The sequence below is a fragment of the Kribbella italica genome (genome assembly GCF_014205135.1).
GTDB classification, from domain to species: domain Bacteria; phylum Actinomycetota; class Actinomycetes; order Propionibacteriales; family Kribbellaceae; genus Kribbella; species Kribbella italica.
The window spans coordinates 2,226,462-2,248,116 of record NZ_JACHMY010000001.1; the positions used below are offsets into that span (position 1 = coordinate 2,226,462).

Genomic DNA, 21,655 nt, shown 5'->3' on the forward strand with positions numbered 1-21,655 from the left:
CGTGAGACCCGCACAGCACCGCCCCCTTGTGGTTCTCCTCCTCGCAGTGGCCGGACTGGCCGCTGCCCTTGATTGGACTGGCATCTCAGCGTTCGTCGTACTGGCACTCGTTCTGTTCCTCTTCATCTGCACCCCTCAGCTCGTCGGTGCCGAACGCCTGCTCCAAGTCGGAGACCGCCCGTGGCACAAGGCCCCCCGCTCCGGCCGCCGCGCGTCGCCGGGCCCCGGCAGAGTCCAGGCAAGACCCGTCCATCCCGTACGCCGACCCGACGCCGAAGCGCCTCCGCCTCCCGCACCTCGCTGCCCGGCCCACGCTCAAGCCCCCGCCCCGATCACCGCTCCGCCCCTGCGCACCCCAGAATCCGACGACATAAAAGCCGCAGCCCAAGAATTCCTAGAGCTCTTCGCCGCCGAGAATCCCCGAGCCGACCGCATAGGCCCCCGCATCGCCGCAGCCATGCGGGAGATCGATCTCACCGGCACCTACTGGCACACCCCCGAAGAGCTCGCCTTCGGCGCCAGGGTCGCCTGGCGCAACAACGCCCGCTGCATTGGCCGCCTCTACTGGCGCAGCCTCCAGGTCCGCGACCTCCGCACAGTCGGCGACGCCGCCTCCGTAGCAGCCCACTGCTTCGACCATCTCCAAGCCGCCCACAACGGCGGCAAGATCCGCCCGATGATCACCATCTTCGCCCCCGAAACCCCTGGGAAGCCCGCCCCCAGAATCTGGAACGAACAGCTAATCCGCTACGCCGGCTACAACCAGCCCGACGGCCGAGTCCTAGGCGATCCCCGCTACCGCGCCCTAACCACCGAACTGATCCGCCGAGGCTGGCAGCCCCCCGCTGTCCCAGGAGCCTTCGACGTACTCCCCCTAGTCGTAGAAACCCCCGACGAGGGCCCCCAACTCTTCAAACTCCCCGCAACCGCAATCCACGAAGTCCCTCTCGAACACCCCGACCTCCCCTGGTTCGCCGACCTGAACCTCCGCTGGCACGCCGTACCGGTCATCAGCAACAACCGCCTGGACATCGGCGGCATCTCGTACCCCGCCGCCCCCTTCAACGGCTGGTACATGGGCACCGAAATCGGAGCCCGCAACCTGGGCGACGAAGACCGCTACGCCCTGGTTCCCGAGGTAGCCCAACGCCTAGGCCTCGACACCTCAACCGAAGCCACCCTCTGGCGAGACCGAGCCCTGGTCGAACTCAACCGAGCCGTCCTCCACTCCTTCCACTCCAACGGCATCAGCATCACCGACCACCACACAGAATCCCGCCGCTTCCTCGTCCACCTCGACCGAGAACAACGAGCCGGCCGCCACTGCCCCACCGACTGGACCTGGATCGTCCCACCCATGTCCGGCTCCCAGACCCCGGTCTTCCACCGCCACTACGACAACGAAGACCAGGTCCCCAACTTCTTCACCGACAACGACACCGTCTCCCGAGCTGTCCGAGGCAGCCCCCCGGCCTTCCTCTGAAGCCCGCCGGCTCGTGGTGAACCACATCGCAGCACCCGAGCCGGCGGCGCTACGCTGCCCGAGAGCGCGAGACCAGGAGGCCGGTCATGCCACGACAAGTCATCACGACTCCGAACGCACCCGCGTCGCCGCTCTACAGCCAGGACGTCAAGGCCGGACCTCATCTGATCCTCTCCGGCATCGTCGGGATGGAGCCACACACCGGCAAGCTCGCCGGAGACTCAATCCAAGCCCAGACCAGACAGGCCTTCAGCAACTGCCAGGCCATCCTCCAAGCCGGCGAGGCCGACCTGGACGACGTCCTCGAGGTAGGCATCCTACTCACCGACCCCACCGACTTCGCCGGTCTGAACGAGGAATACACCCGCTGGTTCCCCACCGACCCACCAGCCCGCTACGTCACCAAACTCGGCGTCGACCTCCCCGGCCTCCGCGTCTCGATCCGCACGACCGCCTACGTCGACTAAGCCTCCCAAGCTTTCCATTTGAACCGCACGCCCGAGATGGGCACTAGCTGTCCGGAGGCATCCCGCTCGGCGTCGAGCACCGCCATGACGTCCACTGCGGCCTCTCCGGCAGCATCATCGTTCTCCGGGGAGGGGGAGCGGGGCATCCATTCCTCTGGGTCGATTCCGTAGGTCTCCGACAGCGTTCGGAGGCGGTAGACCGCCTGAGCGCGGCGGAAGGTCCGCTCGGTCAGACTGGCGCTGAGCGCCGCGTTCAACCCGACGCCCACGAAGGGCACCGTCTGCGCAAGCTTCTTCTGAGTGAGTCGCAGGCCGAGGATCTGGTAGACCTTGCCGATCGCGCGAACGAGAAGGTGCTCGTTCAACTGCTTCCACGTCGCTTGACGCATCATCTGCTGGGTCAACCGCGACAGCGCCGCAAGAGCCTGCGTCTTCGCACCCAACGAGCCTGCTACCCCGAGCGAGAGAACGCCCATCGCGAACAGTTCCTCGTCCGGGAGCCGGACGTCGTATCCGTAGCCAGATGCCACCGCGCCGATGGTGCGTCCCATCATCGCCATCGAGGCCACTGCGTCGGCGGCCACTGCTCCGATCGCCACTGCTGCCGTAGTACCAGCAGTGACCGTCGTGGCCACCTCCGCTCCGGTGACGGCCAATGCTGTCGCCGCGCCTTGTCCGGCCGACCCCAGGGTGTAGCCAAACCTCGGCGGCATCATCGTGTCGCGCGACTCGAGCGGCAATTCCCGGATCTGCTCATAGGTTCCGATCTCGGGGTACTTCTGGGCATAGCGCTTCACGACCGAGGCAGGCCGGGTGCTGCGAAGCGCGGGCTGGAAGGTCAGCGCAAGCGTTCCCTCGAACGCTCTGTTCACGATCTCCCTCGCGGATTCCGCCCCAGGAAGGTCGCCGACCTTGCCAGCAACCCAGGACGCGGTTGACGAGAGCCGTTCCCGGACCTTCCTCGAAACAACCGTTTGGCGCGGCGACTCGTGAAGCAGATCGAGCGAGCGCTGCCAGGCCGCCCGCTCGTACGGCGTCATCTCCTCGAAACCCACTGGGCCTCCCCTCGAGGCCCCGCGAGTCCCCCCTCGCCGGCGCCGCCGAACAGGCTACACGGACCATTCGGCGCGAAGGTGCCTGCCAGCCAACTGCCTGGCCGCACCCAAACGCCGACAGCAACCAGGCACTCACCAATCTATCTGTGCTTTGGTCTTTGCATTTCAGTTCTGTTTTGTTTGCTCTCTTACCTGATCCGCATGCCGGAGATCGCTCGGGAGATGACCAAGCGCTGAATCTCCGAGGTGCCTTCGAAGATGGTGTAGATCTTGGCGTCTCGGTGCATTCGTTCTACTGGGTACTCGCGGGTGTAGCCGTTGCCGCCTAGGATTTGGATGGCTTCTTCGGTGACCTTGACGGCTACCTCGCCGGCTTTGAGTTTGGCCATGGAGCCTTCGCCGTGGCGGTAGTTGGGGGTTTCGCCTCGCATGAGGGCTGAGGACATGTTGGCGGCTCGCCAGACCAACAGCCTTGCGGCGTCGATTTCCAGGGCCATGTCGGCGAGTTTGAAGGCTATGCCCTGGTTGTCGATGATGGGGCGGCCGAACTGTTCGCGGCCTTTGGCGTAGTCGAGGGCGAATTCGTAGGCCGCTCGGGCGATGCCGATGGCTTGGGCGCCGACGATGTGGCGGGTCATTTCGAAGGTGGCCATCGAGGCGTTGCGGGCCGGACCGGAAGAGTCGCGGGGTTCGCGGGCCTTGGCCAGGCGGGCGTCGAGTTTTTCCTTGCCGCCTAGGACGTTGGCGGCGGGGATGCGGACGTTGTCGAAGAAGACGTCTGCGGTGTGGGAGGCGCGGAGGCCGTGTTTTTTGAGTTTGGTGCCTTGGGCCAGGCCGGATACTTCGGATTTGGGGACTACGAAGGCGGCCTGGCCCTTGGTGCCGAGGGAGGGGTCGACGGTGGCGACTACGACGTGGATGTCGGCGATGCCGCCGTTGGTGGCCCAGGCCTTCTGGCCGTTGATGACCCACTCGTCGGTTTTCTCGTCGTACGTCGCGCGGGTGCGGATCGCGGAGACGTCCGAGCCGGCGCCGGGCTCGGAGGAGCAGAACGCGGCGACCTGGACGTCGTCGGGGGTGCCGTAGCAGCGTGGGAGCCACTGGCTCCACTGTTCCGGCGTACCGTTCGAGAAGATCGCGGATGACGCGAGGCCGGTGCCCATCAGGGACATGCCGATGCCGGCGTCGCCCCAGAACAGTTCCTCGTGGACCAGGGGCATCAGGAGGCCGGACGGGTCGATGAACAGGTTGATGTTCGAGTCCAGCGAGTACAGCCCGATCTTCGCGGCCTCCTGGATCACCGGCCACGGTGTCTCTTCGCGCTCGTCCCACTCGGCGGCGGCCGGGCGCATCACGTCGGCGGCGAAGGTGTGCGCCCAGTCGCGGATCTCGACCTGGTCGTCGTTCAGGTCCAGGGAGAACGAGCTCCAGCCCGGCTTGGCCCGCTCGGCGCCGAGCTCGCCGGCCAGGGACATCACGTCCGCGGAGACAGTCGGCTTGGGGTCGGTCATGGTCATCGAGTCCTCCGAGGAGCGCGCAGGGGAAGCGCGAAACAGGGGTTCAGCACCGGCAACAACTACACAGCAGTACGGCGAACGGACGGCAACGCCATCCAGCAGCGATGTTACCCACGAGTGTAACCGTCGTTTGCACCAGGGGGTACCACTGCGACTAAGATCGGTGCATGAGCTCCGCGTTGCTCGCGATCGGACGCCGCCGGACCACGGCGGAGCGTCGTCGCGACCGGGAGCGGGACATCATCCGCTGCACCCGCGAGCTGTTCGACGAACGCGGCTCGATCGACGCTCAGATCGACGACATCGCCAAGCGTGTCGGCATCAACAAGGCGCTGATCTACCGGCACTTCGCCGGCAAGGAAGAGCTGTTCGCGCTCACCCTGGTCGACTACCTCAACGAGCTCGACGACCGACTCGCCGGGGTCGACAGCTCTCGCCGTACACCGATGAACCGGCTCAAGGCGCTGAGCGAGGTGTTCGTCGACTTCTGCCTGGAGTACCCGGCCTTCGCCGATTGCGCGATGAGCCTGCTCCGGCGGACCGGGGACGAGCTGTTCGGGGAGATCACCGAGCCGGTGATGCTCAAGCTCGGTACGGCGATGGGCAGCGCGCTGCGGCGGATCTCGACCATCCTCGTCGCCGGCCAGCGGACCGGGGTGTTCGACGACGTCGATGCCGACTACTTGGCCAACCACCTCTACACCCAGACGCTCGGGTCGCTGCACATGGCGCGGATGGGGCTGATCGTGTCGGCCTCGCAGCCCGGGCACCCGGTCGTGCACCAGGCCGACATCGCGACCGTCCGCGAAACAGCGATCACCGCGACACTGGCCACCGCTGTCGGGCGTCAGGCCCTGGGCGCCACAAGCAAAGCCACCAAGACCAGCAAAAGAACCCCCAAGACTTCCGCCAAGCCCTCCACGGCTTCCGCCGGCCGCACTTCCAGCAGCACAGGAGAATCCCAGTGACCGAACCCCGCAAGGTCGCCGTTGTCGCAGGCAACCGCATCCCGTTCGCACGCCAGGACAAGAACTACCGCCACGCGTCGAACTCGGACATGCTCACCGCCGCCCTCAACGGCCTGGTCGACCGCACCGGTCTGGGCGGTCAGGAGCTCGGCGAGGTGGTCGCCGGTGCCGTCCTCAAGCACGCCCGCGACTGGAACATGGTCCGCGAGGTCGTGCTCGGTTCGAAGCTGGCCGCCACCACCCCGGCGTACGACCTGCAGCAGGCGTGCGGGACCGGGCTCGAGGCGGCGATCCTGGTCGGGAACAAGATCGCGCTCGGCCAGATCGAGGCCGGTGTCGCGGGCGGCGTGGACACCGCGTCCGACGCGCCGATCGCGGTCAACGACAAGCTGCGCTCGATCCTGCTCGACCTCAACCGGGCCAGGTCGGCACCGGACCGGCTCAAGGTCCTCGCACGGGTCCGTCCCAAGGACATCGTCCCGGAGATCCCGCGCAACGCCGAACCGCGGACCCGCAAGTCGATGGGTGAGCACGCCGCGCTGACCGCGCTCGAGTGGGGTGTCACCCGCGAGGCGCAGGACGAGCTCGCGTACCGCTCACACGTGAACCTGGCGGCGTCGTACGACCGGGGCTTCCACGACGACCTGATCACGCCTTACCTGGGCCTGGACAAGGACCAGAACCTGCGGCCCGACACGACGCTCGAGAAGCTGGCCAAGCTCAAGACCGTGTACGGCAAGGGCGAGACCGCGACGATGACGGCGGGCAACTCTACGCCGCTGACCGACGGCGCGTCGGCCGTGCTGCTGTCGACCGACGAGTGGGCCGCCGAGCGCGGCCTGCGCCCGCTGGCCTACCTGACCCACGCGCAGACCGCCGCGGTCGACTACGTGAAGGGCGCCGAGGGGTTGCTGATGGCGCCGGCGTACGCCGTACCGAAGATGCTCGCGCGGGCCGGTCTGACGCTGCAGGACTTCGACTACTACGAGATCCACGAGGCGTTCGCGTCGCAGGTGCTGGCGACGCTGAAGGCGTGGGAGGACCCGATCTTCTGCAAGGAACGGCTCGGCCTGGACGCACCGCTCGGCGAGATCGACCGCGCCAAGCTGAACGTCAACGGCAGCTCGCTGGCCGCCGGCCACCCGTTCGCCGCGACCGGCGGGCGGATCGTGGCCGCGCTGGCCAAGCAGCTGGACGAGAACGGTGGCGGTCGCGGCCTGATCTCGATCTGCGCCGCCGGTGGCCAGGGCGTCGTCGCCATCCTCGAGAAGTAGGAGCCTGAAGAGATGACGGATCGCTACCAGACCTTCACGCGGACGCCGCTCGGCCAGGCCCTGGTCAAGAACCTCGGCCTGCCCGACCCCACCCCGCTCCCCCGCTGGCGCGACGGCGCGCGGGTGATCGACGGGCCGGTCGTCTTCGGCTCGATCGGCGAGACCGACACCGGCAAGGCCATCCAGGCGCTGCTGCGCGACGTCGGAGCGAACTTCAGTACGGCGGCCGAAGGCGTCGCCTCCAGCGAGCTGCGCCCGAAGGCCCTGGTGTTCGACGCGACCGGCGCAGCCAGTACGGCGGACCTCAGCTCGCTGCAGCGCTTCTTCTCCCCCGTGATCCGCCAGCTCGGCGCGGCCGGCCGCGTGATCGTCGTCGGCCGCACCCCCGAGCTCGCCGCGTCGCCCGAGCAGCAGATCGCGCAGCGCGCGCTCGAGGGCTTCACCCGGTCGCTCGGCAAGGAGGTCAAGCGCGGCGCCACGGTCAACCTCGTGTACGCCGCGCCCGACGCGCACGACCAGCTCGAGTCGACGCTGCGGTTCTTCCTGTCGCCGAAGTCGGCGTACGTCGACGGCCAGGTCGCCCGGATCGGCACCGGGCCGCTGGTCGCGACCGACCCGACCCAGCCGCTCGCCGGCCAGATCGCGCTCGTCACGGGCGCTGCCCGCGGGATCGGTGCCGCGATCGCGGACACGCTGGCCCGCGACGGCGCGACCGTGATCGGCGTCGACGTACCGCAGAACGCGAACGACCTGCGCAAGGTGATCACGAAGGTCGGCGGCAGCGAGCTGCTGCTCGACGTGACCGCGATCGACGCGCCGCAGCGGACCGCGGCCCACGCCGAGGAGCACCACGGCGGGCTCGACATCGTCGTCCACAACGCCGGCATCACCCGGGACAAGCGGCTCGCGAACATGCGGACCGACACCTGGGAGGCCGTGCTCGACGTCAACCTGCGCGCGCCCGAGCGGATCACCGCGTACCTGCTCGAGTCCGGCGCGCTGCGCGACGGCGGCTCGGTGATCGGCGTGTCCTCGATCGCGGGCATCGCCGGGAACAACGGGCAGACCAACTACGCGACCTCGAAGGCCGGTGTCATCGGGCTCGTGCAGGCGTACGCGCCGAAGCTCGCCGAGCGGCAGATCCGGATCAACGCGGTCGCGCCCGGGTTCATCGAGACCGAGATGACCGCGCGGGTGCCGTTCGCGATTCGCGAGGTCGGGCGGCGGATCAACTCGCTGCAGCAGGGCGGGCAGCCGGTGGACGTCGCGGAGACGATCGCCTGGTTCGCCGACCCGGCGTCGGCCGGCGTGACCGGGAACGTCGTCCGCGTGTGCGGTCAGAGCATGTTGGGAGCCTGAGATGCCGACACGGCGGTACGACGACTCGCCGGGACTGGGGTCGCTGTACGCCCGGACCGTGAAGGCGACGTTGCGGAAGGCCGAGTACGAGCCTGACGCGGACGGGCTGACGCTCGAGCTGCCGGAGGTGGTGATCGACCAGGACCACCTGGCGTCGTACCGGGAAGTGACCGGGTTCGCGGCCGGGCCGGCGCTGCCGGTCACTTATCCGCATGTGCTGGCGTTCCCGTTGCACCTGGATCTGATGTCGGATCCGTCGTTCCCCTACAAGCCGATGGGGATCGTGCATCTGTCGAACACGATCACCCAGTACCGGCCGATCCCGCTGCACGCCGATCTCGCGATCACGGTGCACAGCGGGCCGGAACGGGCGCATCCGAAGGGGACGGTGTTCGACGTACTCAGTGAGGTGCGGGTCTTCGGCGAGCTGGTGTGGACGGACTCGACGACGTTGCTGAGCCGGTCTGCCGGTGATGCCTCGGCGCATGCCTCGTTGCTGAAGGATCCTGCGCTGGACGCCGTGGCGTGGTGGGATCTGCGGGGGAATCTCGGGCGCCGGTACGCCGGGGTGTCCGGCGATCGGAATCCGATTCATCTGTTCAAGTTGTCGGCGCAGGCGTTCGGGTTTCCGCGGCAGATCGCTCATGGGATGTGGGCGAAGGCGGCCGCGTTGGCCTCGATCGAGCGGGCTGTCGGGCTGCCGGATGCTTTCGAGGTGCGGGTGGATTTCCGGAAGCCGGTGCTGCTGCCTTCGCGGGTGCAGTTCGGGTACTCCCCGGGTGGGTCCGATTTCGCGCTGTACGACGAGAAGCACGAGCTCACGCACCTGGTGGGGAAGCTCACCGAGCGCTGAGGCGGAAGCGGTTGAGGGTGGCGGTCAGCCAGACCCAGGCGATGACGATCGCCGCCCAGAAACCGAGCGTCAGGGTCTCGCTGGCCGAGCCCGAGGCGATGCCGGCGAAGGCTGCGAGGAAGAACGCGCCGGTCACGTAGGAGGCGGCGGCCCACTGCGGTGCCGACGTACGGCGGAAGTGGTTGCCGACGACGACGCAGCAGGCGATGAACGCGATGAAGCCGATCCCGCCCGCGGCGAAGTGGGCGGCGCCGTGCCAGCTCCCTTGTCCCTCGGGCGCGCCGGTCGGGAAGCCGAGCGCGGGGTCGGGGAGGAAGAGGCCGCCGGCTGCTGTTCCTGCGCCGAAGATGGTCAGGAGGACGGCTGCCGTCGTTCCCATGGCCCGCTTCAGGCCTGCGGCTCCGAGGATCACGAGGATTCCGGTGAGCACGAAGTTGGTGCTCTGGATCCAGCCGTGCTCCCCCAGGGTGAGCATGCTGCCGGCGTGCTTGCGGATGTCGAAGCCGTCGCGGGTGAAGGCCTGGGTGAAGACGACCACCAGGTTGAGCGGGCCTGCGAGTACGCCGAGGCCTAACAACAGCTTGGTGGTCCTGCGGCCGGCGACGCCGCCTGTGGCTGATGCCGCGGCGGCCGAAGAACTACGTGGAGTGTTCGTTGCCTGGCGAGGGTGGGCTGAGGTTGCCGGGTCGGCCGGGACCGGGTGGGCAGGGGGTGCCAGGTCGGCCGTGACCGGGTGGGCCGGCGTCTGCGCCTGCTCAGCCGGGTGCCTCGGCGGTACTCCTCTGCTGTTTCCGGCCGGTGCGGCATCAGCCACGGGCGACGGTGTCGGCCGCAGGGCCGCCGGGCTGTTGTTCGGGCGTGTGTTCATGGTCTTGCCTTTCGACGCGGGGTGGATGCTTACCAACGCGTCGGATGGAGGTCGACCAGATCGACACTCAGTTTTCTGGACCCGGGACCGACAAAGGATTGAAGCCGTACGGGAGTTCCAGGCGGTGGGCTGACATCAGGGACGGGTCGGCCAGCAGGTCGCGGGTTTTGCCGTCGGCGGCGATGCGGCCGTTGTCCATCAGGAGGCTGCGTTCGCACAGCTGGAGGGCGTACGGGAGGTCGTGGGTGATCATCAGCAGCGTGACGTCCAGTGCGGAGAGGATGTCGGCGAGTTCGCGGCGGCTGGCTGGGTCGAGGTTGCTGGACGGCTCGTCGAGGACCAGGACCTCGGGGCGCATGGCGAGGACGGTGGCGACCGCGACCCGGCGGCGCTGGCCGTAGGAGAGGTGATGGGGAGCGACGTCGGCGTGGTCCTGCATGCCGACCTGGACCAGCGCTTCCTGGACCCGCTCGTCGAGGTCGGCGCCGCGGAGGCCCAGGTTGGCGGGGCCGAAGGCGACGTCGTCGCGGACGGTGGGCATGAAGAGCTGGTCGTCGGGGTCCTGGAAGACCAGCCCGACCTTCCGGCGTACTTCGGGCAAGTGCTCGCGGTGGAGGTCGCTGCCGCCGATCTGGACGCGGCCGCTGCCGGTGCCGCCGGCGACGGAGCCGAGGATGCCGTTGAGGTGCAGGACCAGCGTGGTCTTGCCGGCGCCGTTCGGGCCGAGCAGGGCGACGCGCTCGCCGCGTTCGATGGTGAAGTCGACGCCGAACAGCGCCTGCCGGCCGTCGGGGTAGGCGAACACCAGACGCTCGACGCGGATCGAAGGACTGCTCACAAGCCGACCACCCTAGCCGTCACCGCGACGGCGATCGCCGCCAGGGACACCGTCAGCCCGGTCAGCCACTGACCACGATCGGCACCGCTCACCGACAGCAGCGGCATCCGCCCGGTGTATCCCCGCGACTGCATCGCCAGGTGCACCCGCTCGCCCCGCTCGAAGCTGCGGACGAACAGCGCCCCCACTCCCCCGGCGACCGCCTTCAGATGCCCGACGCGCCCCCCGGCGTACCCACGGGACTCGCGCGCGATCCGCATCCGGTGCAGATCGTCCGACACCACGCTCAGGTACCGAACCATGAACGACAGGATCGCCACCAACGTCGACGGCAACCGCAGCCGCTCGAGCCCGGCGAGCAGCTCCCGAGGCCCGGTCGACGCCGAGAGCACGATCGCCGCAATCACCCCGAGCGTCCCCTTCGCCAGCACGTTCCACGCGCCCAGCACCCCGGACGACGACAGCGACACTCCCAGTACGTCGACCCGCGGCCCGGTCGCCACGAACGGCAGCAGCAGCGCGAACACGATGAACGGCGTCTCCACCGCCAGCCGCCGCAACACCGTTGCCGCAGGCAACTGAGCCAGCAGCACGCACCCGACGATCAGTACGGCGTACAGCCCGAACGCCCAGAAGATCGCCGCCGGCGTCGACACCACCGCGAGCACGAACAGCAGCAGCGCGACGATCTTCACCTGCGCCGGCAGCCGGTGGACCAGGCTCCCGGTCGGCACCAAGAGGCCGTCCGCACTCACGACACGGTCGTGTCGGCGTTGGCGCGCGCCGAGCGCAGCGAGGCGAGCTTCGCGATCAGCAATCCGACCACGATCGTCACCAGGACGCCGATGATGCCGGCCAGCGCCCCCGAGACGTGGCTGTTGCCGATCCCGCTCACCCCGTAGTCGGCCAGCGGGCTCCCCGCGACCGCCGAGTCCTTCGCCGCGCTCTCGAACCCGAGCTTGGCCCCGACGAACTCCAGCCCGTCCGGATGCGCGCTCGCGAACAAACTCACCACGCCGGCGACGAGCAGCGTCACCGCGACCCCGACGCCCAGCGAACGCCCGGGCGGACGCGCCGCGACCGGCCGGTCCGGCGAGACCGTCGACGAGTTCCCGTCGGCGTCCACCAGCACGAGATCGGCCTGCAGGTGCCGGGCGGCGTAGACCAGATCCGGCCGGGTCGCGACGACCGCGCTCAGCACGGCCGCGGTGATCACCGCCTCCCCGAGCCCGACGAGAACGTGCCAGCCGACCATCGCCGTCGCGAGCTTGCCGAGCGGGATGTCGACCGCGCCGCCCACGGCGTACAGGCCGGTGAAGCAGAGTGCGGCGACCGGCACCGAGACCAAGGCGCCGACAGTGGCCGCCGGTACGACGCTGCCGACGCGCTTCGGCAGGACCTGCAGCAGCGCGCGGGTGACGAAGTACCCGACGAGGACCGTGATCAGGCCCATCAGCGTGATGTTCGTGCCGAGCGCGGTCAGGCCGCCGTCGGCGAACAGCAGTCCCTGCACCAGCAGCACCGTGGACATCACCAGCACCGCGGTCCACGGCCCGACCAGCGCGGCGGCCAGCGCGCCGCCGAGCAGGTGCCCGCTCGTCCCCGCGCCGACCGGGAAGTTGACCATCTGGACGGCGAACACGAAGGCCGCCGTCAGCCCGGCCAGCGCCGGTCCGGTCTCCCGGATCTCGCGGCTGGCGCGCTGGAGGCTGATGCCGACGGCACCGGCCGCGATCAGTCCGGTCGCGATCGAGGTCGGTGCGTCGAAGAATCCGTCAGGTACATGCATACCTGCATTGTTGATCCAGTTGCGACCCGATCGCAACAAGCTGAGCCCGGCGTTCGTCAGAGGTTCTTCAAGGCCTCGCCGTACGCCCGGTGGAAGGTCGGGTACGCGAAGATCATCTGCTGCAGCTCCTTCACCGGTACGGCGGCGTGCACGGCGACCGCGAGCCCGCTCAGCACCTCGCCCCCGACCGGCCCGGCGCTGGTCGCGCCGACCAGCACTCCGCGCGAAGCGTCCATCACGACCTTCACGAACCCCTCGTTGCCGGCCTTGTGGATCCACCCCCGGGTCGAGTCCGGGATCTGCGTGATCGCGGTCCGGACGTCGAGGCCCTGGTCGCGCGCCTGCTGCTCGGTCAGCCCGACCGCGCCGATCTCCGGATCGGTGAAGGTGACCCGGGGCATCGCGTGGTAGCGCGCCCGCGGAGCGCCGTCGGCACCGAGGATGTCGAGCACGGCGACGTTCGCCTGGTACATCGCGTTGTGCGTGAAGGCGCCGATCCCGGTGACGTCGCCGACCGCCCAGACGTTGCTCGCGGCCCGAAGCTGTTCGTCCACGGCCACGAACCGCGCCGACGGGTCGACGCCGACCGCGTCCAGCCCGAGCCCGCGGACGTCGGTCCGCCGACCCGTTGCCACCAGCAACTTCTCGCCGGTGACCGCGGAGCCGTCGCCGAGCCGGACGGTGAAGCCGTCGTCGTACGACACCGCCTCAGCCCGTACGCCGGTCCGGAAGGTGATCCCGTCCCGCTCGAGCACCTCCTGCGCCAGCGCGCTCGACTCCGGCTCCTCGAGCACCAGCACCCGATCGGCCGCCTCGACCACGGTCACCGCGACCCCGAACCGCGCGAACACCTGCGCGAGCTCGAGCCCGATCGCGCCCCCGCCGAGGACGATGATCGAGGCCGGCAGCGTGTCGGCCTCGATCGCCTCGTGGTTGGTCCAGAACGGCGTACCGGCCAGCCCTTCGATCGGCGGCACCACCGGTACCGTCCCGGTCGCGACCACGATCCCCTTCGACGCCTCGAACGTCCGGTCGCCGGCCTGCACTGTGCCAGGCGCGGTGATGGTCGCGCGCTCCCGCAGGAACGTGACGCCCTTGCCGACCAGCCGGTCGACCGCGACCTGGTCGTTCCAGTTGTCGGTGGCCTCGTCGCGGATCCGGCGCGCGACCGGCGCCCAGTCCGGCTCGACGGTCGCCCGGCCGGCCATCCCGTCGACCCGTCGCGTCTCGGCGACCAGGTTCGCGGCCCGGATCATCATCTTGCTCGGGATGCACCCCCAGTACGGGCACTCGCCGCCGACCAGCCGCGGGTCGATCCCGACCACATCGAGGCCGGCCTGGGCCAGTCGCCCGGCCGTCTCCTCGCCACCCACGCCGAGCCCGATCACGACGACGTCCACCTGTTCAGCCATGCGGCCAAATCTCGCAGACGCCCGCCTTCCGGCCAAGCGTCCGGGCCGACGGCGCAAACGGTTACCGCAGCGTCAGCAACCGTTCACCCGCGCTGCGTAACCTCGGGCTCTGGAGGGGGAATGGGACTGGCAGTGGATTTCTCCGGTCTCGGGGACATCAATCTCGAGACCGTGATCGCCGCGATCGCATTGATCAGTACGGCGACCGCCTGGACGGTGGACCGGTACTTCCTGCGCCGCAAACGACTCGTCTACCGGGTCCAGGTGGACGCCCCGATCGGGGTGTTCCCGAGCTCGCACATGGTCGACGTCGAGGTCCGCCACCTTGGCGACGTGGTCGAGGAACCGAGTGTCGTGCTGCTGCGCGTGGACAACGCCGGCGGGATGGACATCGAGCCGCACCACATGCACGAGAAGGTGTCGTTCGCCTTCCCGGACCGGACCATCGTCGGTCTGGAGGTGACCGAGGCCAAGCCCGAGGCGCTCGGCGAGATGCTGCAGCGCCAGCTCGACTCGGAGAAGTTCGTCGACACGAGCCGGCTGGTGATCCCGCGGATGGCGATCAACCGCGGCGACAGCTTCAAGTTCCTGCTCGTGCTGAGCGGTCGCGGCGACGGCGTCACCCACTCGGGCTACCTCGCCGGCGGCTCGGCGGGCGGCGGCGTCTACCACGAGCCGCGGCCGCGCGGACCGGGCCGGCGGACGCTGATCTTCGGCGCGCTGTCGCTCGTGCTCGTGGGCGCGCTCGTCGCGCTGTTCCTGGTCGACGTACTGCAGCCGCCGGACAACTGCGCGGCCGGGCAGCTGCGCATCGTCGGGTCGACAGCGGTGGAGCCGACGGTCAAGGAGGTGCGCAGCGCGTACGTCGCCGAGTGCACGCAGGCCGACATCACGATCGCGGCGACCGGGAGTCGCAGCGGGACGCGGTTGCTCGCCGACACCGGCAAGAAGGACGCGCCCGCGGCGGAGAAGCTGATCGCGCTGTCCGACGGCCCGGCCGAGGAGGCCGCCGAGCTGCAGAGCCGGCCGATCGCGGTCGTCGTCTTCGCGGTCGTCGTGAACCGGACGACCGACGTGAGCGCGCTGACCACCAACCAGCTGCGCGACATCTACGCGGGCCGGCTGACCAACTGGAAACAGCTCGGCGGGCGCGATCTGCCGATCCGGATGGTGAGCCGGGTCGGACCGGACTCCGGGTCGCGGCGGACGTTCCGCGAGAAGGTGCTGGCCGGGGATCAGGAGCTCGGCATCACGTCGGACGACTGCCGGACCAAGGACGACGCGACCGCCAAGCAGCAGCGCTGCGAGGTCGGTACGACGGAGGAGCTGCTCAGCCGGGTCGCCGACATCGACGGCGCGATCGGGTACGCCGAGCTCGGCGGATCCCGCAAGTACCCGACGCTGACGCCGGTCGCGATCGACGGCGTGGTGCCCGCGACGGAGAGGGTGACCGACCGGACCTACCGGTTCTGGGAGGTCGAGCACGCCTACACGGCCGCCCCGCCGAAGCCGGACTCGCTCCAGGACGCGTTCCTCGACTACCTCACCTCAGACCAGGCCAAGCCGATGATGGCCCGCGACGGGCTGGTCCCCTGCGGCGACCTCCCGGGCGACTTCTGCGGCTAGCGCGGCGGCCGCAGCCCGGCCTCGCCGGAGGTGGCGATTCGGCGGCCTCTCGAGGGCCGGCAGGGATAACCTGCTGGCCTACCCGAGGAGGCCGCCGTGACCGTGATCGCCCACCTGAGTGATCCCCACCTGGACGGGACGACCGAGGCGCGCGAACGCCTGCGCCGCGTCACGTCGTACCTGCTGGCCTTCAGCCGGCCGGTCGACGTCGTCCTGGTGACCGGCGATCTCGCCGACCACGGCACCGAGTACGCCGAGGTCGCCGCCGAGCTGACCGCCTTCAGCGACCTGCCGGTCCTCGTCCTTCCCGGCAACCACGACGTACGGCCTGCCTTCCGCACCGGCCTCACGGCGTACGTCGAACCGGTGGGCGGTGGCGAGGATCCCGTCCACCAGTTGCGCGACGTCGCCAGCGCGCGTTTCGTGCTGCTCGACACGACCGTCCCCGGCGAGGACCACGGCCTGCTCAGCGCCGACTCCCTCGACTGGCTCGACGCAGCGCTCGCCGAGCCCTACGACGGCCCGGTGTTCATCGCCTTCCACCACCCGCCGGTCGGCCTCCAGCACCCCACGATGGACCAGTGGCTCCTCCGCGAACCAGGCCAGTTCGCCGCCGTCCTCCGCCGCCACCCGGTCACCGCGCTGCTCGCCGGCCACCTGCACAACGGCATCAGTACGACGTACGCCGGCCTCCCGCTACTCCTTGCCCCCGGCATCAGATCCACCGTGCCGCTCAGTTTCGAGCCACCGACCCCCACCGGCAGCCTCGTCGACCTCACCACCCCACCCGGCCTGGCGCTCCACGTCCACCACCCCGACACCCCACTCCTCACCAAGTTCGTCCACCTCGCGTGATCCAAGCCTGAAGGTCCGCTAAGAAGTTGGCGGCGCGGACATCTCCGGGACGGTTCGCGCGTTGATACTGGCACCACGTTCTAACGGAGGAACCTCATGAGCCTGATCGGAACCCTGTTGGGGTACGCCCTGACCCTGTTCATCCTGGTACTGATCGTGCGCATGGTGCTGGACTGGACGGGCCAACTGGCCTCCGGGCCGTCGCGGACCGCGAAGGCCCGCGAGTTGACGCATGCCTGGACCGAGCCGGTGATCGCGCCCGTACGGCGGAAGTTGCCGCCGCTGCGGGCCGGCGGGATCGGGATCGACCTGGCGTTCACCGTCGTGTTCGTGGCGGCGCTGATCCTGCGGTCGGTGGCCTTCAGTCTGTGACGAGTCCGTCCCAGGACCAGCGGGGAATCGGAAGCCCGGCCGGTACGTCGTCGGCCGAGCCTGTGTACTGGGCCATCGACACGGTCGTGGCCCAGGCGAAGTAGTCGTACAAGACCGACCTGACCCGGTCGTCGTCGGTCAGGCCGAGGTCCGTCAGCGCCTGGTCGAAGCAGGCGATCGCGCGGCGGTCCATCTCCTCGTGCGGCCCGTTCCCGCTGTGCATCCGGACGACGAGACTCTCGTCCCCGTACACCTCCGAGTACGTCGCCGGACCGCCGAGTGCCTCGGCCCAGTACGCCGCGAGCCGTTCGGTGTGCTCGGGATGAAAACCGTGGCTGAACGCGTGACTGACCACCTCGTCCGCCAGCACCCGTTCGTGCCAGGCGTGCGCCAGTCGCCGGAGCCCGTCGTCCCCGCCCACCGCCTCGTACACACTCTGCATCTCCCGAGCGTGCCACAAGCGAGGTCACCGGTACGACGGCCAGCGCTTCGAGGCCCACTCCGACCACGTCGCGAACCCGGCCGGGACGGGCGGGATCTCCGCGCCCCGCAGCTCCGGCTCATCCGGCTCCTCGAACAGCGCCCGCCAGTCGGCGAGCTCCTCGTCGCTCATCCGGAACGTCTCACCGGGCGTCGTCGCGAACCGATCGGTGACCCGCCGCCGCTGCTCCTCGTGATCGATCGGCAGGTACACGACCTGGCTCCGCGCGCCCACGGTCCCGGCGATCCAGCGCAACGCCGAGCGTTCGTCCTTGCCCCAGAACCCGAAGTCGAGGACCACGTCGGTGCCCAGCGCCGCAACGCGCAGGCCGACCTCGATCAGCTTGCCTTCCACCAGGTCCCGCAGGTCCGGCGGGTTCTCGTCGCCGAAGAGCGCGATCTGCCACTCGTCGGGTGTCAGCCGCAGCGCCGACTCGCTGACCTCCAGCTCCTTCGCGCGCGTGGTCTTGCCCGCGCCGGGCAAGCCGACGATCAGGTAAACGATCGGCTGTTCGGACATGCGACTCCCAACAGAAAGACCCCGGAGCGCGGAAGCCCCGGGGCCTTCGGCGTACCGCAGGATCAGAAGTTGATCATGTGGCCTTCGAGACCGTGGAAGGCCTCCTGCAGCGCCTCGCTCAGCGTCGGGTGGGCGTGCACGTTGCGGGCCAGCTCCTTGGTGGTCAGGTCCCACTTCTGGGCCAGGGTCAGCTCGGGCAGCAGCTCGGTGACCTCGGGGCCGATCAGGTGGGCGCCGAGCAGTTCGCCGTACTTGGCGTCGCTGATCACCTTGACGAACCCGGCCGGGTCGCCCAGGCCGTGCGCCTTGCCGTTGGCGGTGAAGGGGAACTTGGCGACCTTGACGTCGAAGCCCTCCAGCCGGGCCTGCTCCTCGGTCCAGCCGAAGCTGGCGATCTGCGGCTGGCAGAACGTCGCCCGGGGGATCATCACGTGGTCGAGCTCCATCGTCTCGACCCCGGCGATCGTCTCGGCCGCGATCACGCCCTGCGCCTCGGCCGCGTGGGCCAGCATCAGCTTGGCGTTCACGTCACCGATGGCGAAGATGTTCGGCACGTTGGTGCGCAGGACGCCGTCGGCCTTGATCGCGCCACGCTCGGTCAGCTCGACGCCGATCTTGTCCAGGCCGTAGCCGTCGACGCGCGGCTGGAAGCCGATCGCCTGCATCACCTTGTCGGCCTCCAGCACCTGCTGGTTGCCGTCCTTGCCGGTGACGGTCACCTTGACCTTGTCGCCGGAGTCGTCGATCGAGTCGACCCGGGTGCTGGTGAGTACGTCGACGCCGAGCTTCTTGTACGCCTTGGCGAGCTCCTTGGAGACGTCGATGTCCTCCAGCGGGACCATCCGGTCGAGGAACTCGACGATGGTCACCTTCACGCCGTAGTTGGCCAGCACGTAGGCGAACTCGACGCCGATCGCGCCGGCGCCGGCGATCACGATGCTGCCCGGCAGCTCCTCGGTGAGGATCTGCTCCTCGTACGTGACGACGCGCTCGCTCAGCTGGGTGCCCGGCAGCAGCTTGGTGGTGGCACCGGTGGCGATGATGCAGTGGTCGAAGGTGACGGTCTCGGAGCTGCCGTCGTTCAGCGAGACGTCGAGCGTGTTCGCGTCGACGAACGAGCCCCAGCCGTCGAACTCCTTGATGTCGTTCTTCTTCATCAGGAAGTGCACGCCCTTGACGCGACCGTCGGCCACCTTGCGGCTGCGCTGGACCGCCGTCGGGAAGTCGAAGGTCACCTCGCCGCTGATGCCGAAGGTCTTCGCCTCCTTGCGGAAGATGTGCGCCAGCTCGGCGTTGCGCAGCAGCGCCTTGGAGGGAATGCAGCCGACGTTCAGGCAGACACCGCCCCAGTACTTCTTCTCGATGATGGCGGTCTTGAGCCCGAGCTGAGCGGCGCGGATCGCCGCGACGTACCCACCCGGGCCGGCGCCGAGGACAACAACGTCAAAGTGCGAGGCCATACGGTGAACTTTAGTGCCTCGCACCAGCGGATCCCGCCGTGGGCCCCGGTGGCGGTGGTCACGATCGGTGAGCTGGGGTTTCGCCTAACCCGCCGCACGCCTAGGCTGTGGGCGCACGGGGGCCGTCTACTCCCGTGCGCGCGTGAGGCGGACGGTCGATGGGGGCTTGATGGACAAGAGGCGTGGGTTGCGGTTCGCCGCGCTCGGAACGCTGCTGGCCGTCTTCGCCGTGCCCGCCTACTCCGCGTACGCCGACGACCCGACTCCCCCGCCGCCGGCCTCGGTGACCGACGTCAACCGGTCGCTGGAGCAGCTCCGGGCCGAGGCGGCCGCCGTCCAGGCCGAGGTCGCCAAGGCGACGATCGCCTACACGAACGCGCTGAAGGCCGCTCAGACCACCGAGACCGCCGCGAAGCGCGCCGAGGCGTACGCCGCGACCAAGCGCTCCAGCTCCGAGGTCGAGCGCCGCAAGCTCGGCCTGCTGACCGCCCAGGCGTACCAGCTCGGCATCCCGACCGTGATCGGCACCGAGTCGATGCTCTGGTCGCTGGCCCCGATCGCGGAGAACCTGCAGGAGATCGCCGACCGGCAGGCCGCGATCAAGCAGCTCGGCAGCACCCAGGTCGCCCAGTACAACGCGGCCGGCGCCGCGGAGAACGCGGCCGGTACGGCGGACAACGACGCAAAGACCAAGCGCAAGGCGGCCGACGACGCCTCGGCCAAGGCCCAGCAGCTCAGCCAGGAGCTGCAGCAGAAGGCCGCGAACGCCTCCATGACCATGGAGGGCCAGCTCGCCGATCTGGCCGGCGCGACTCAGCTGTCCGACCAGCTCCAGATCAGCCGGAACCAGCAGGCCAAGTCCCGCTGGCAGACCTACCTCGCCGAGCTGACCGCTGCCGGCGTGAAGCCGCCGGCCGCGGCCGTACTGCGGAACCCGGCCAAGCTGCCGGCCGGTCTCAAGCCGCTCACCGTCGCCGGGAAGGCCGTCGCAGGCGCTGCTGCGCACACCGCCGCCGGTCGTACGGTCAAGGTCCTGCCCGCCGAGACGATCCGGGCGGTCAACCAGGCGTTCGCGATCCTCGGCAAGCCGTACGGCGTCTCCGGCACCGGCCCGGACAAGTACGGCTGCCTCGGCGCCGCGCGGGCCAGTTGGTCGCCGTACGCGACGCTGCCGAGTCCGATCGGCAACGTCTACCGCGACTACCAGACCGTCCCGGCCGCCGCGACGCAGCCGGGGGACGTGCTGGTGATGGGCAGCCGGTCGGTCGGGCTCTACCACATCGGGATCGCGCTGGGCGACGGCGAGATGATCGCCGCGGACGAGGCCAAGGGGTCGGTGGTCGTCACGACCGTGCCGGAGAGCCTGTTCTCCGCGCTCCGGCCGACGCTCGGCAAGCCCGCCAAGGCACAGACCGCGCCGGCGACGACGTCGCAGGCCAACGGCTTCCGCTGCGGGAACACGCCGACCTCGTACGAGGTGGGGACCGGGGCGTGGACCTGGCCGCTGGCGGACGGCACGTACGAGATCGGTACGCCGTTCGGCCAGCCCGGTTCGCTGTGGGCCAGCGGGATCCACACCGGGCAGGACTTCCCCGCCACGATCGGTACGCCGGTCCGCGCGGTCACCGCGGGCACGGTCCGCGTCGAGCACCCGGCCTGGGCGGGGAACCTGGTCCGCATCGACCACGGCAACGGGCTCGAGACGCTGTACGCGCACCTGAGCTCGATCGACGTACCGGACGGCACGCGGGTGCAGGCCGGTCAGCGGATCGGTGCCGTGGGCACCGAAGGCAACTCGACCGGCGCGCACCTGCACTTCGAGGTCCGCCTCGGCGGCGACGCCGTCAACCCGATGCCGTTCCTGGCCACCGGCGGGACCAGCGGCGGCTGGGGCGGCTACAGCAACGGCATGATCCCCACGAGCAAGCTGTGCGACATCACCAGCGCCCACTCGCTGCGCTGCGACGCCGCTACGGCGTACCTGGGCCTGGCGTCGGCGTACCAGAAGCGCTTCGGCACCACGCTGTGCATCACCGACTCCTACCGCTCGTACAGCTCCCAGGTCTCCCTGTACGGCCGCAAACCGTCCCTGGCGGCCCTCCCCGGCACGTCGAACCACGGCTGGGGCCTGGCCGTCGACCTCTGCGGCGGCATCGAACGCTTCGGCACCACACAACACCAGTGGATGCTCCAGAACGCCCCTAGCTTCGGCTGGATCCACCCCGACTGGGCCAAACAAGGCCGCAACCGCGAAGAGCCCTGGCACTGGGAGTACGGCAACTCCACCAACGCGTAAGGAACGCCAGCACCACCATCGCCTGAGGCTCGCAGCACCACCACCGGCACCCCAACGACCGGACCGCCCGCCCCTACCCCGCCACTCACTGTTGTGCATTTGGCCGGTCACCTCACCAGATGCACCGGGCACGAGGTGAGTCGCGTCGGGGACGTGTGACGGC

The 21,655-nt window shown here is 69.4% G+C and carries 20 protein-coding genes; 10 read left to right on the top strand and 10 right to left on the bottom strand.

Annotation, left to right across the window (positions count from 1 at the left end; genetic code table 11):
- Positions 1-370 precede the first annotated feature (370 nt).
- Together HDA39_RS10440 and HDA39_RS10445 are read left to right on the top strand one after the other, a co-directional pair.
- A complete protein-coding gene (locus tag HDA39_RS10440) occupies positions 371-1,483 on the top strand; it encodes a nitric oxide synthase oxygenase (protein WP_184805829.1) in 1,113 nt (370 codons plus the stop codon).
- A gap of 86 nt (positions 1,484-1,569) precedes the next feature.
- The gene (locus tag HDA39_RS10445; RefSeq protein WP_184795025.1) at positions 1,570-1,950 is read left to right on the top strand and encodes a RidA family protein; all 381 of its coding nucleotides are present in this window, start codon (positions 1,570-1,572) and stop codon (positions 1,948-1,950) included.
- Here HDA39_RS10445 and HDA39_RS10450 read toward each other — a convergent pair.
- Positions 1,947-3,005: an EcsC family protein gene (locus HDA39_RS10450; protein ID WP_184795026.1), complete on the bottom strand. Its 1,059-nt coding sequence runs from the start codon at positions 3,003-3,005 to the stop codon at positions 1,947-1,949. The genes HDA39_RS10445 and HDA39_RS10450 overlap by 4 nt on opposite strands.
- A gap of 188 nt (positions 3,006-3,193) precedes the next feature.
- On the bottom strand, positions 3,194-4,522 hold the full coding sequence (locus HDA39_RS10455; RefSeq protein WP_238356027.1) for an acyl-CoA dehydrogenase family protein: 1,329 nt from the start codon (positions 4,520-4,522) through the stop codon (positions 3,194-3,196).
- Positions 4,523-4,689: 167 nt separating this feature from the next.
- Between HDA39_RS10455 and HDA39_RS10460 the strand changes: the two genes are divergently transcribed.
- The 4 genes from HDA39_RS10460 to HDA39_RS10475 are packed head-to-tail and all read left to right on the top strand — an operon-like array spanning position 4,690 to position 8,976.
- Entirely contained in the window at positions 4,690-5,490 is an 801-nt protein-coding gene (locus HDA39_RS10460; RefSeq protein ID WP_184795027.1) for a TetR/AcrR family transcriptional regulator, read from the top strand.
- Entirely contained in the window at positions 5,487-6,764 is a 1,278-nt protein-coding gene (locus tag HDA39_RS10465) for an acetyl-CoA C-acetyltransferase (RefSeq protein ID WP_184795028.1), read from the top strand. Before HDA39_RS10460 ends, HDA39_RS10465 begins: the two co-directional genes overlap by 4 nt.
- A gap of 12 nt (positions 6,765-6,776) precedes the next feature.
- Complete coding sequence (locus HDA39_RS10470) at positions 6,777-8,123, top strand: 3-oxoacyl-ACP reductase (RefSeq protein ID WP_184795029.1); 1,347 nt, start codon at positions 6,777-6,779, stop codon at positions 8,121-8,123.
- 1 nt (position 8,124) lies between these two features.
- Entirely contained in the window at positions 8,125-8,976 is an 852-nt protein-coding gene (locus tag HDA39_RS10475) for a MaoC/PaaZ C-terminal domain-containing protein (protein ID WP_184795030.1), read from the top strand.
- Here HDA39_RS10475 and HDA39_RS10480 read toward each other — a convergent pair.
- The 5 genes from HDA39_RS10480 to HDA39_RS10500 form a co-directional block, all read right to left on the bottom strand.
- Positions 8,963-9,844: a DUF998 domain-containing protein gene (locus HDA39_RS10480; RefSeq protein ID WP_184795031.1), complete on the bottom strand. Its 882-nt coding sequence runs from the start codon at positions 9,842-9,844 to the stop codon at positions 8,963-8,965. The genes HDA39_RS10475 and HDA39_RS10480 overlap by 14 nt on opposite strands.
- Before the next feature lie 67 nt (positions 9,845-9,911).
- Positions 9,912-10,682: an ATP-binding cassette domain-containing protein gene (locus HDA39_RS10485; protein ID WP_184795032.1), complete on the bottom strand. Its 771-nt coding sequence runs from the start codon at positions 10,680-10,682 to the stop codon at positions 9,912-9,914.
- Positions 10,679-11,437 carry a cobalt ECF transporter T component CbiQ gene (gene cbiQ, locus HDA39_RS10490; RefSeq protein WP_184795033.1) on the bottom strand — a complete coding sequence of 253 codons (759 nt, stop codon included), beginning with the start codon at positions 11,435-11,437 and terminating at the stop codon, positions 10,679-10,681. Before cbiQ ends, HDA39_RS10485 begins: the two co-directional genes overlap by 4 nt.
- Positions 11,434-12,471 carry an energy-coupling factor ABC transporter permease gene (locus HDA39_RS10495; RefSeq protein WP_184795034.1) on the bottom strand — a complete coding sequence of 346 codons (1,038 nt, stop codon included), beginning with the start codon at positions 12,469-12,471 and terminating at the stop codon, positions 11,434-11,436. Before HDA39_RS10495 ends, cbiQ begins: the two co-directional genes overlap by 4 nt.
- A 56-nt stretch (positions 12,472-12,527) precedes the next feature.
- Entirely contained in the window at positions 12,528-13,883 is a 1,356-nt protein-coding gene (locus HDA39_RS10500; protein ID WP_184795035.1) for a dihydrolipoyl dehydrogenase family protein, read from the bottom strand.
- A 120-nt stretch (positions 13,884-14,003) separates the two neighbouring features.
- Here HDA39_RS10500 and HDA39_RS10505 point away from each other — a divergent pair, with 120 nt between their 5' ends.
- The 3 genes from HDA39_RS10505 to HDA39_RS10515 all read left to right on the top strand — a co-directional run bounded on the left by HDA39_RS10505 (position 14,004) and on the right by HDA39_RS10515 (position 16,736).
- A complete protein-coding gene (locus HDA39_RS10505; RefSeq protein ID WP_184795036.1) occupies positions 14,004-15,509 on the top strand; it encodes a PstS family phosphate ABC transporter substrate-binding protein in 1,506 nt (501 codons plus the stop codon).
- 96 nt (positions 15,510-15,605) lie between these two features.
- Positions 15,606-16,364 carry a metallophosphoesterase gene (locus HDA39_RS10510; RefSeq protein ID WP_184795037.1) on the top strand — a complete coding sequence of 253 codons (759 nt, stop codon included), beginning with the start codon at positions 15,606-15,608 and terminating at the stop codon, positions 16,362-16,364.
- A 96-nt stretch (positions 16,365-16,460) separates the two neighbouring features.
- On the top strand, positions 16,461-16,736 hold the full coding sequence (locus HDA39_RS10515) for a YggT family protein (protein ID WP_184795038.1): 276 nt from the start codon (positions 16,461-16,463) through the stop codon (positions 16,734-16,736).
- Here HDA39_RS10515 and HDA39_RS10520 read toward each other — a convergent pair.
- From HDA39_RS10520 to lpdA, 3 genes are all read right to left on the bottom strand, one after another.
- Positions 16,726-17,178 carry a group II truncated hemoglobin gene (locus HDA39_RS10520; RefSeq protein ID WP_184795039.1) on the bottom strand — a complete coding sequence of 151 codons (453 nt, stop codon included), beginning with the start codon at positions 17,176-17,178 and terminating at the stop codon, positions 16,726-16,728. The two genes, HDA39_RS10515 and HDA39_RS10520, sit on opposite strands and share 11 nt — an antisense overlap.
- Positions 17,179-17,202: 24 nt before the next feature.
- Positions 17,203-17,736: a P-loop nucleotide/nucleoside kinase family protein gene (locus HDA39_RS10525; RefSeq protein ID WP_184795040.1), complete on the bottom strand. Its 534-nt coding sequence runs from the start codon at positions 17,734-17,736 to the stop codon at positions 17,203-17,205.
- A 62-nt stretch (positions 17,737-17,798) separates the two neighbouring features.
- Positions 17,799-19,196 (bottom strand): dihydrolipoyl dehydrogenase, encoded by a 1,398-nt coding sequence (gene lpdA, locus HDA39_RS10530; RefSeq protein ID WP_184795041.1) that lies wholly within the window; start codon positions 19,194-19,196, stop codon positions 17,799-17,801.
- 169 nt (positions 19,197-19,365) lie between these two features.
- On the opposite strand from lpdA, the gene HDA39_RS10535 reads away from it, so the two are divergent.
- Complete coding sequence (locus HDA39_RS10535) at positions 19,366-21,492, top strand: peptidoglycan DD-metalloendopeptidase family protein (protein ID WP_184795042.1); 2,127 nt, start codon at positions 19,366-19,368, stop codon at positions 21,490-21,492.
- Positions 21,493-21,655 lie beyond the last annotated feature (163 nt).

Bases quoted from the DNA above. Each gene is read 5' to 3' on its own strand.
- HDA39_RS10495 (WP_184795034.1), bottom strand. From the start codon at position 12,471: ATGCATGTACCTGACGGATTCTTCGACGCACCGACCTCGATCGCGACC.
- HDA39_RS10535 (WP_184795042.1), top strand. From the start codon at position 19,366: ATGGACAAGAGGCGTGGGTTGCGGTTCGCCGCGCTCGGAACGCTGCTG.
- HDA39_RS10500 (WP_184795035.1), bottom strand. From the start codon at position 13,883: ATGGCTGAACAGGTGGACGTCGTCGTGATCGGGCTCGGCGTGGGTGGC.
- HDA39_RS10520 (WP_184795039.1), bottom strand. From the start codon at position 17,178: ATGCAGAGTGTGTACGAGGCGGTGGGCGGGGACGACGGGCTCCGGCGA.
- lpdA (WP_184795041.1), bottom strand. From the start codon at position 19,196: ATGGCCTCGCACTTTGACGTTGTTGTCCTCGGCGCCGGCCCGGGTGGG.
- HDA39_RS10475 (WP_184795030.1), top strand. From the start codon at position 8,125: ATGCCGACACGGCGGTACGACGACTCGCCGGGACTGGGGTCGCTGTAC.
- HDA39_RS10470 (WP_184795029.1), top strand. From the start codon at position 6,777: ATGACGGATCGCTACCAGACCTTCACGCGGACGCCGCTCGGCCAGGCC.
- HDA39_RS10515 (WP_184795038.1), top strand. From the start codon at position 16,461: ATGAGCCTGATCGGAACCCTGTTGGGGTACGCCCTGACCCTGTTCATC.
- HDA39_RS10460 (WP_184795027.1), top strand. From the start codon at position 4,690: ATGAGCTCCGCGTTGCTCGCGATCGGACGCCGCCGGACCACGGCGGAG.
- HDA39_RS10455 (WP_238356027.1), bottom strand. From the start codon at position 4,522: ATGACCATGACCGACCCCAAGCCGACTGTCTCCGCGGACGTGATGTCC.
- HDA39_RS10505 (WP_184795036.1), top strand. From the start codon at position 14,004: ATGGGACTGGCAGTGGATTTCTCCGGTCTCGGGGACATCAATCTCGAG.
- HDA39_RS10445 (WP_184795025.1), top strand. From the start codon at position 1,570: ATGCCACGACAAGTCATCACGACTCCGAACGCACCCGCGTCGCCGCTC.
- HDA39_RS10480 (WP_184795031.1), bottom strand. From the start codon at position 9,844: ATGAACACACGCCCGAACAACAGCCCGGCGGCCCTGCGGCCGACACCG.
- HDA39_RS10525 (WP_184795040.1), bottom strand. From the start codon at position 17,736: ATGTCCGAACAGCCGATCGTTTACCTGATCGTCGGCTTGCCCGGCGCG.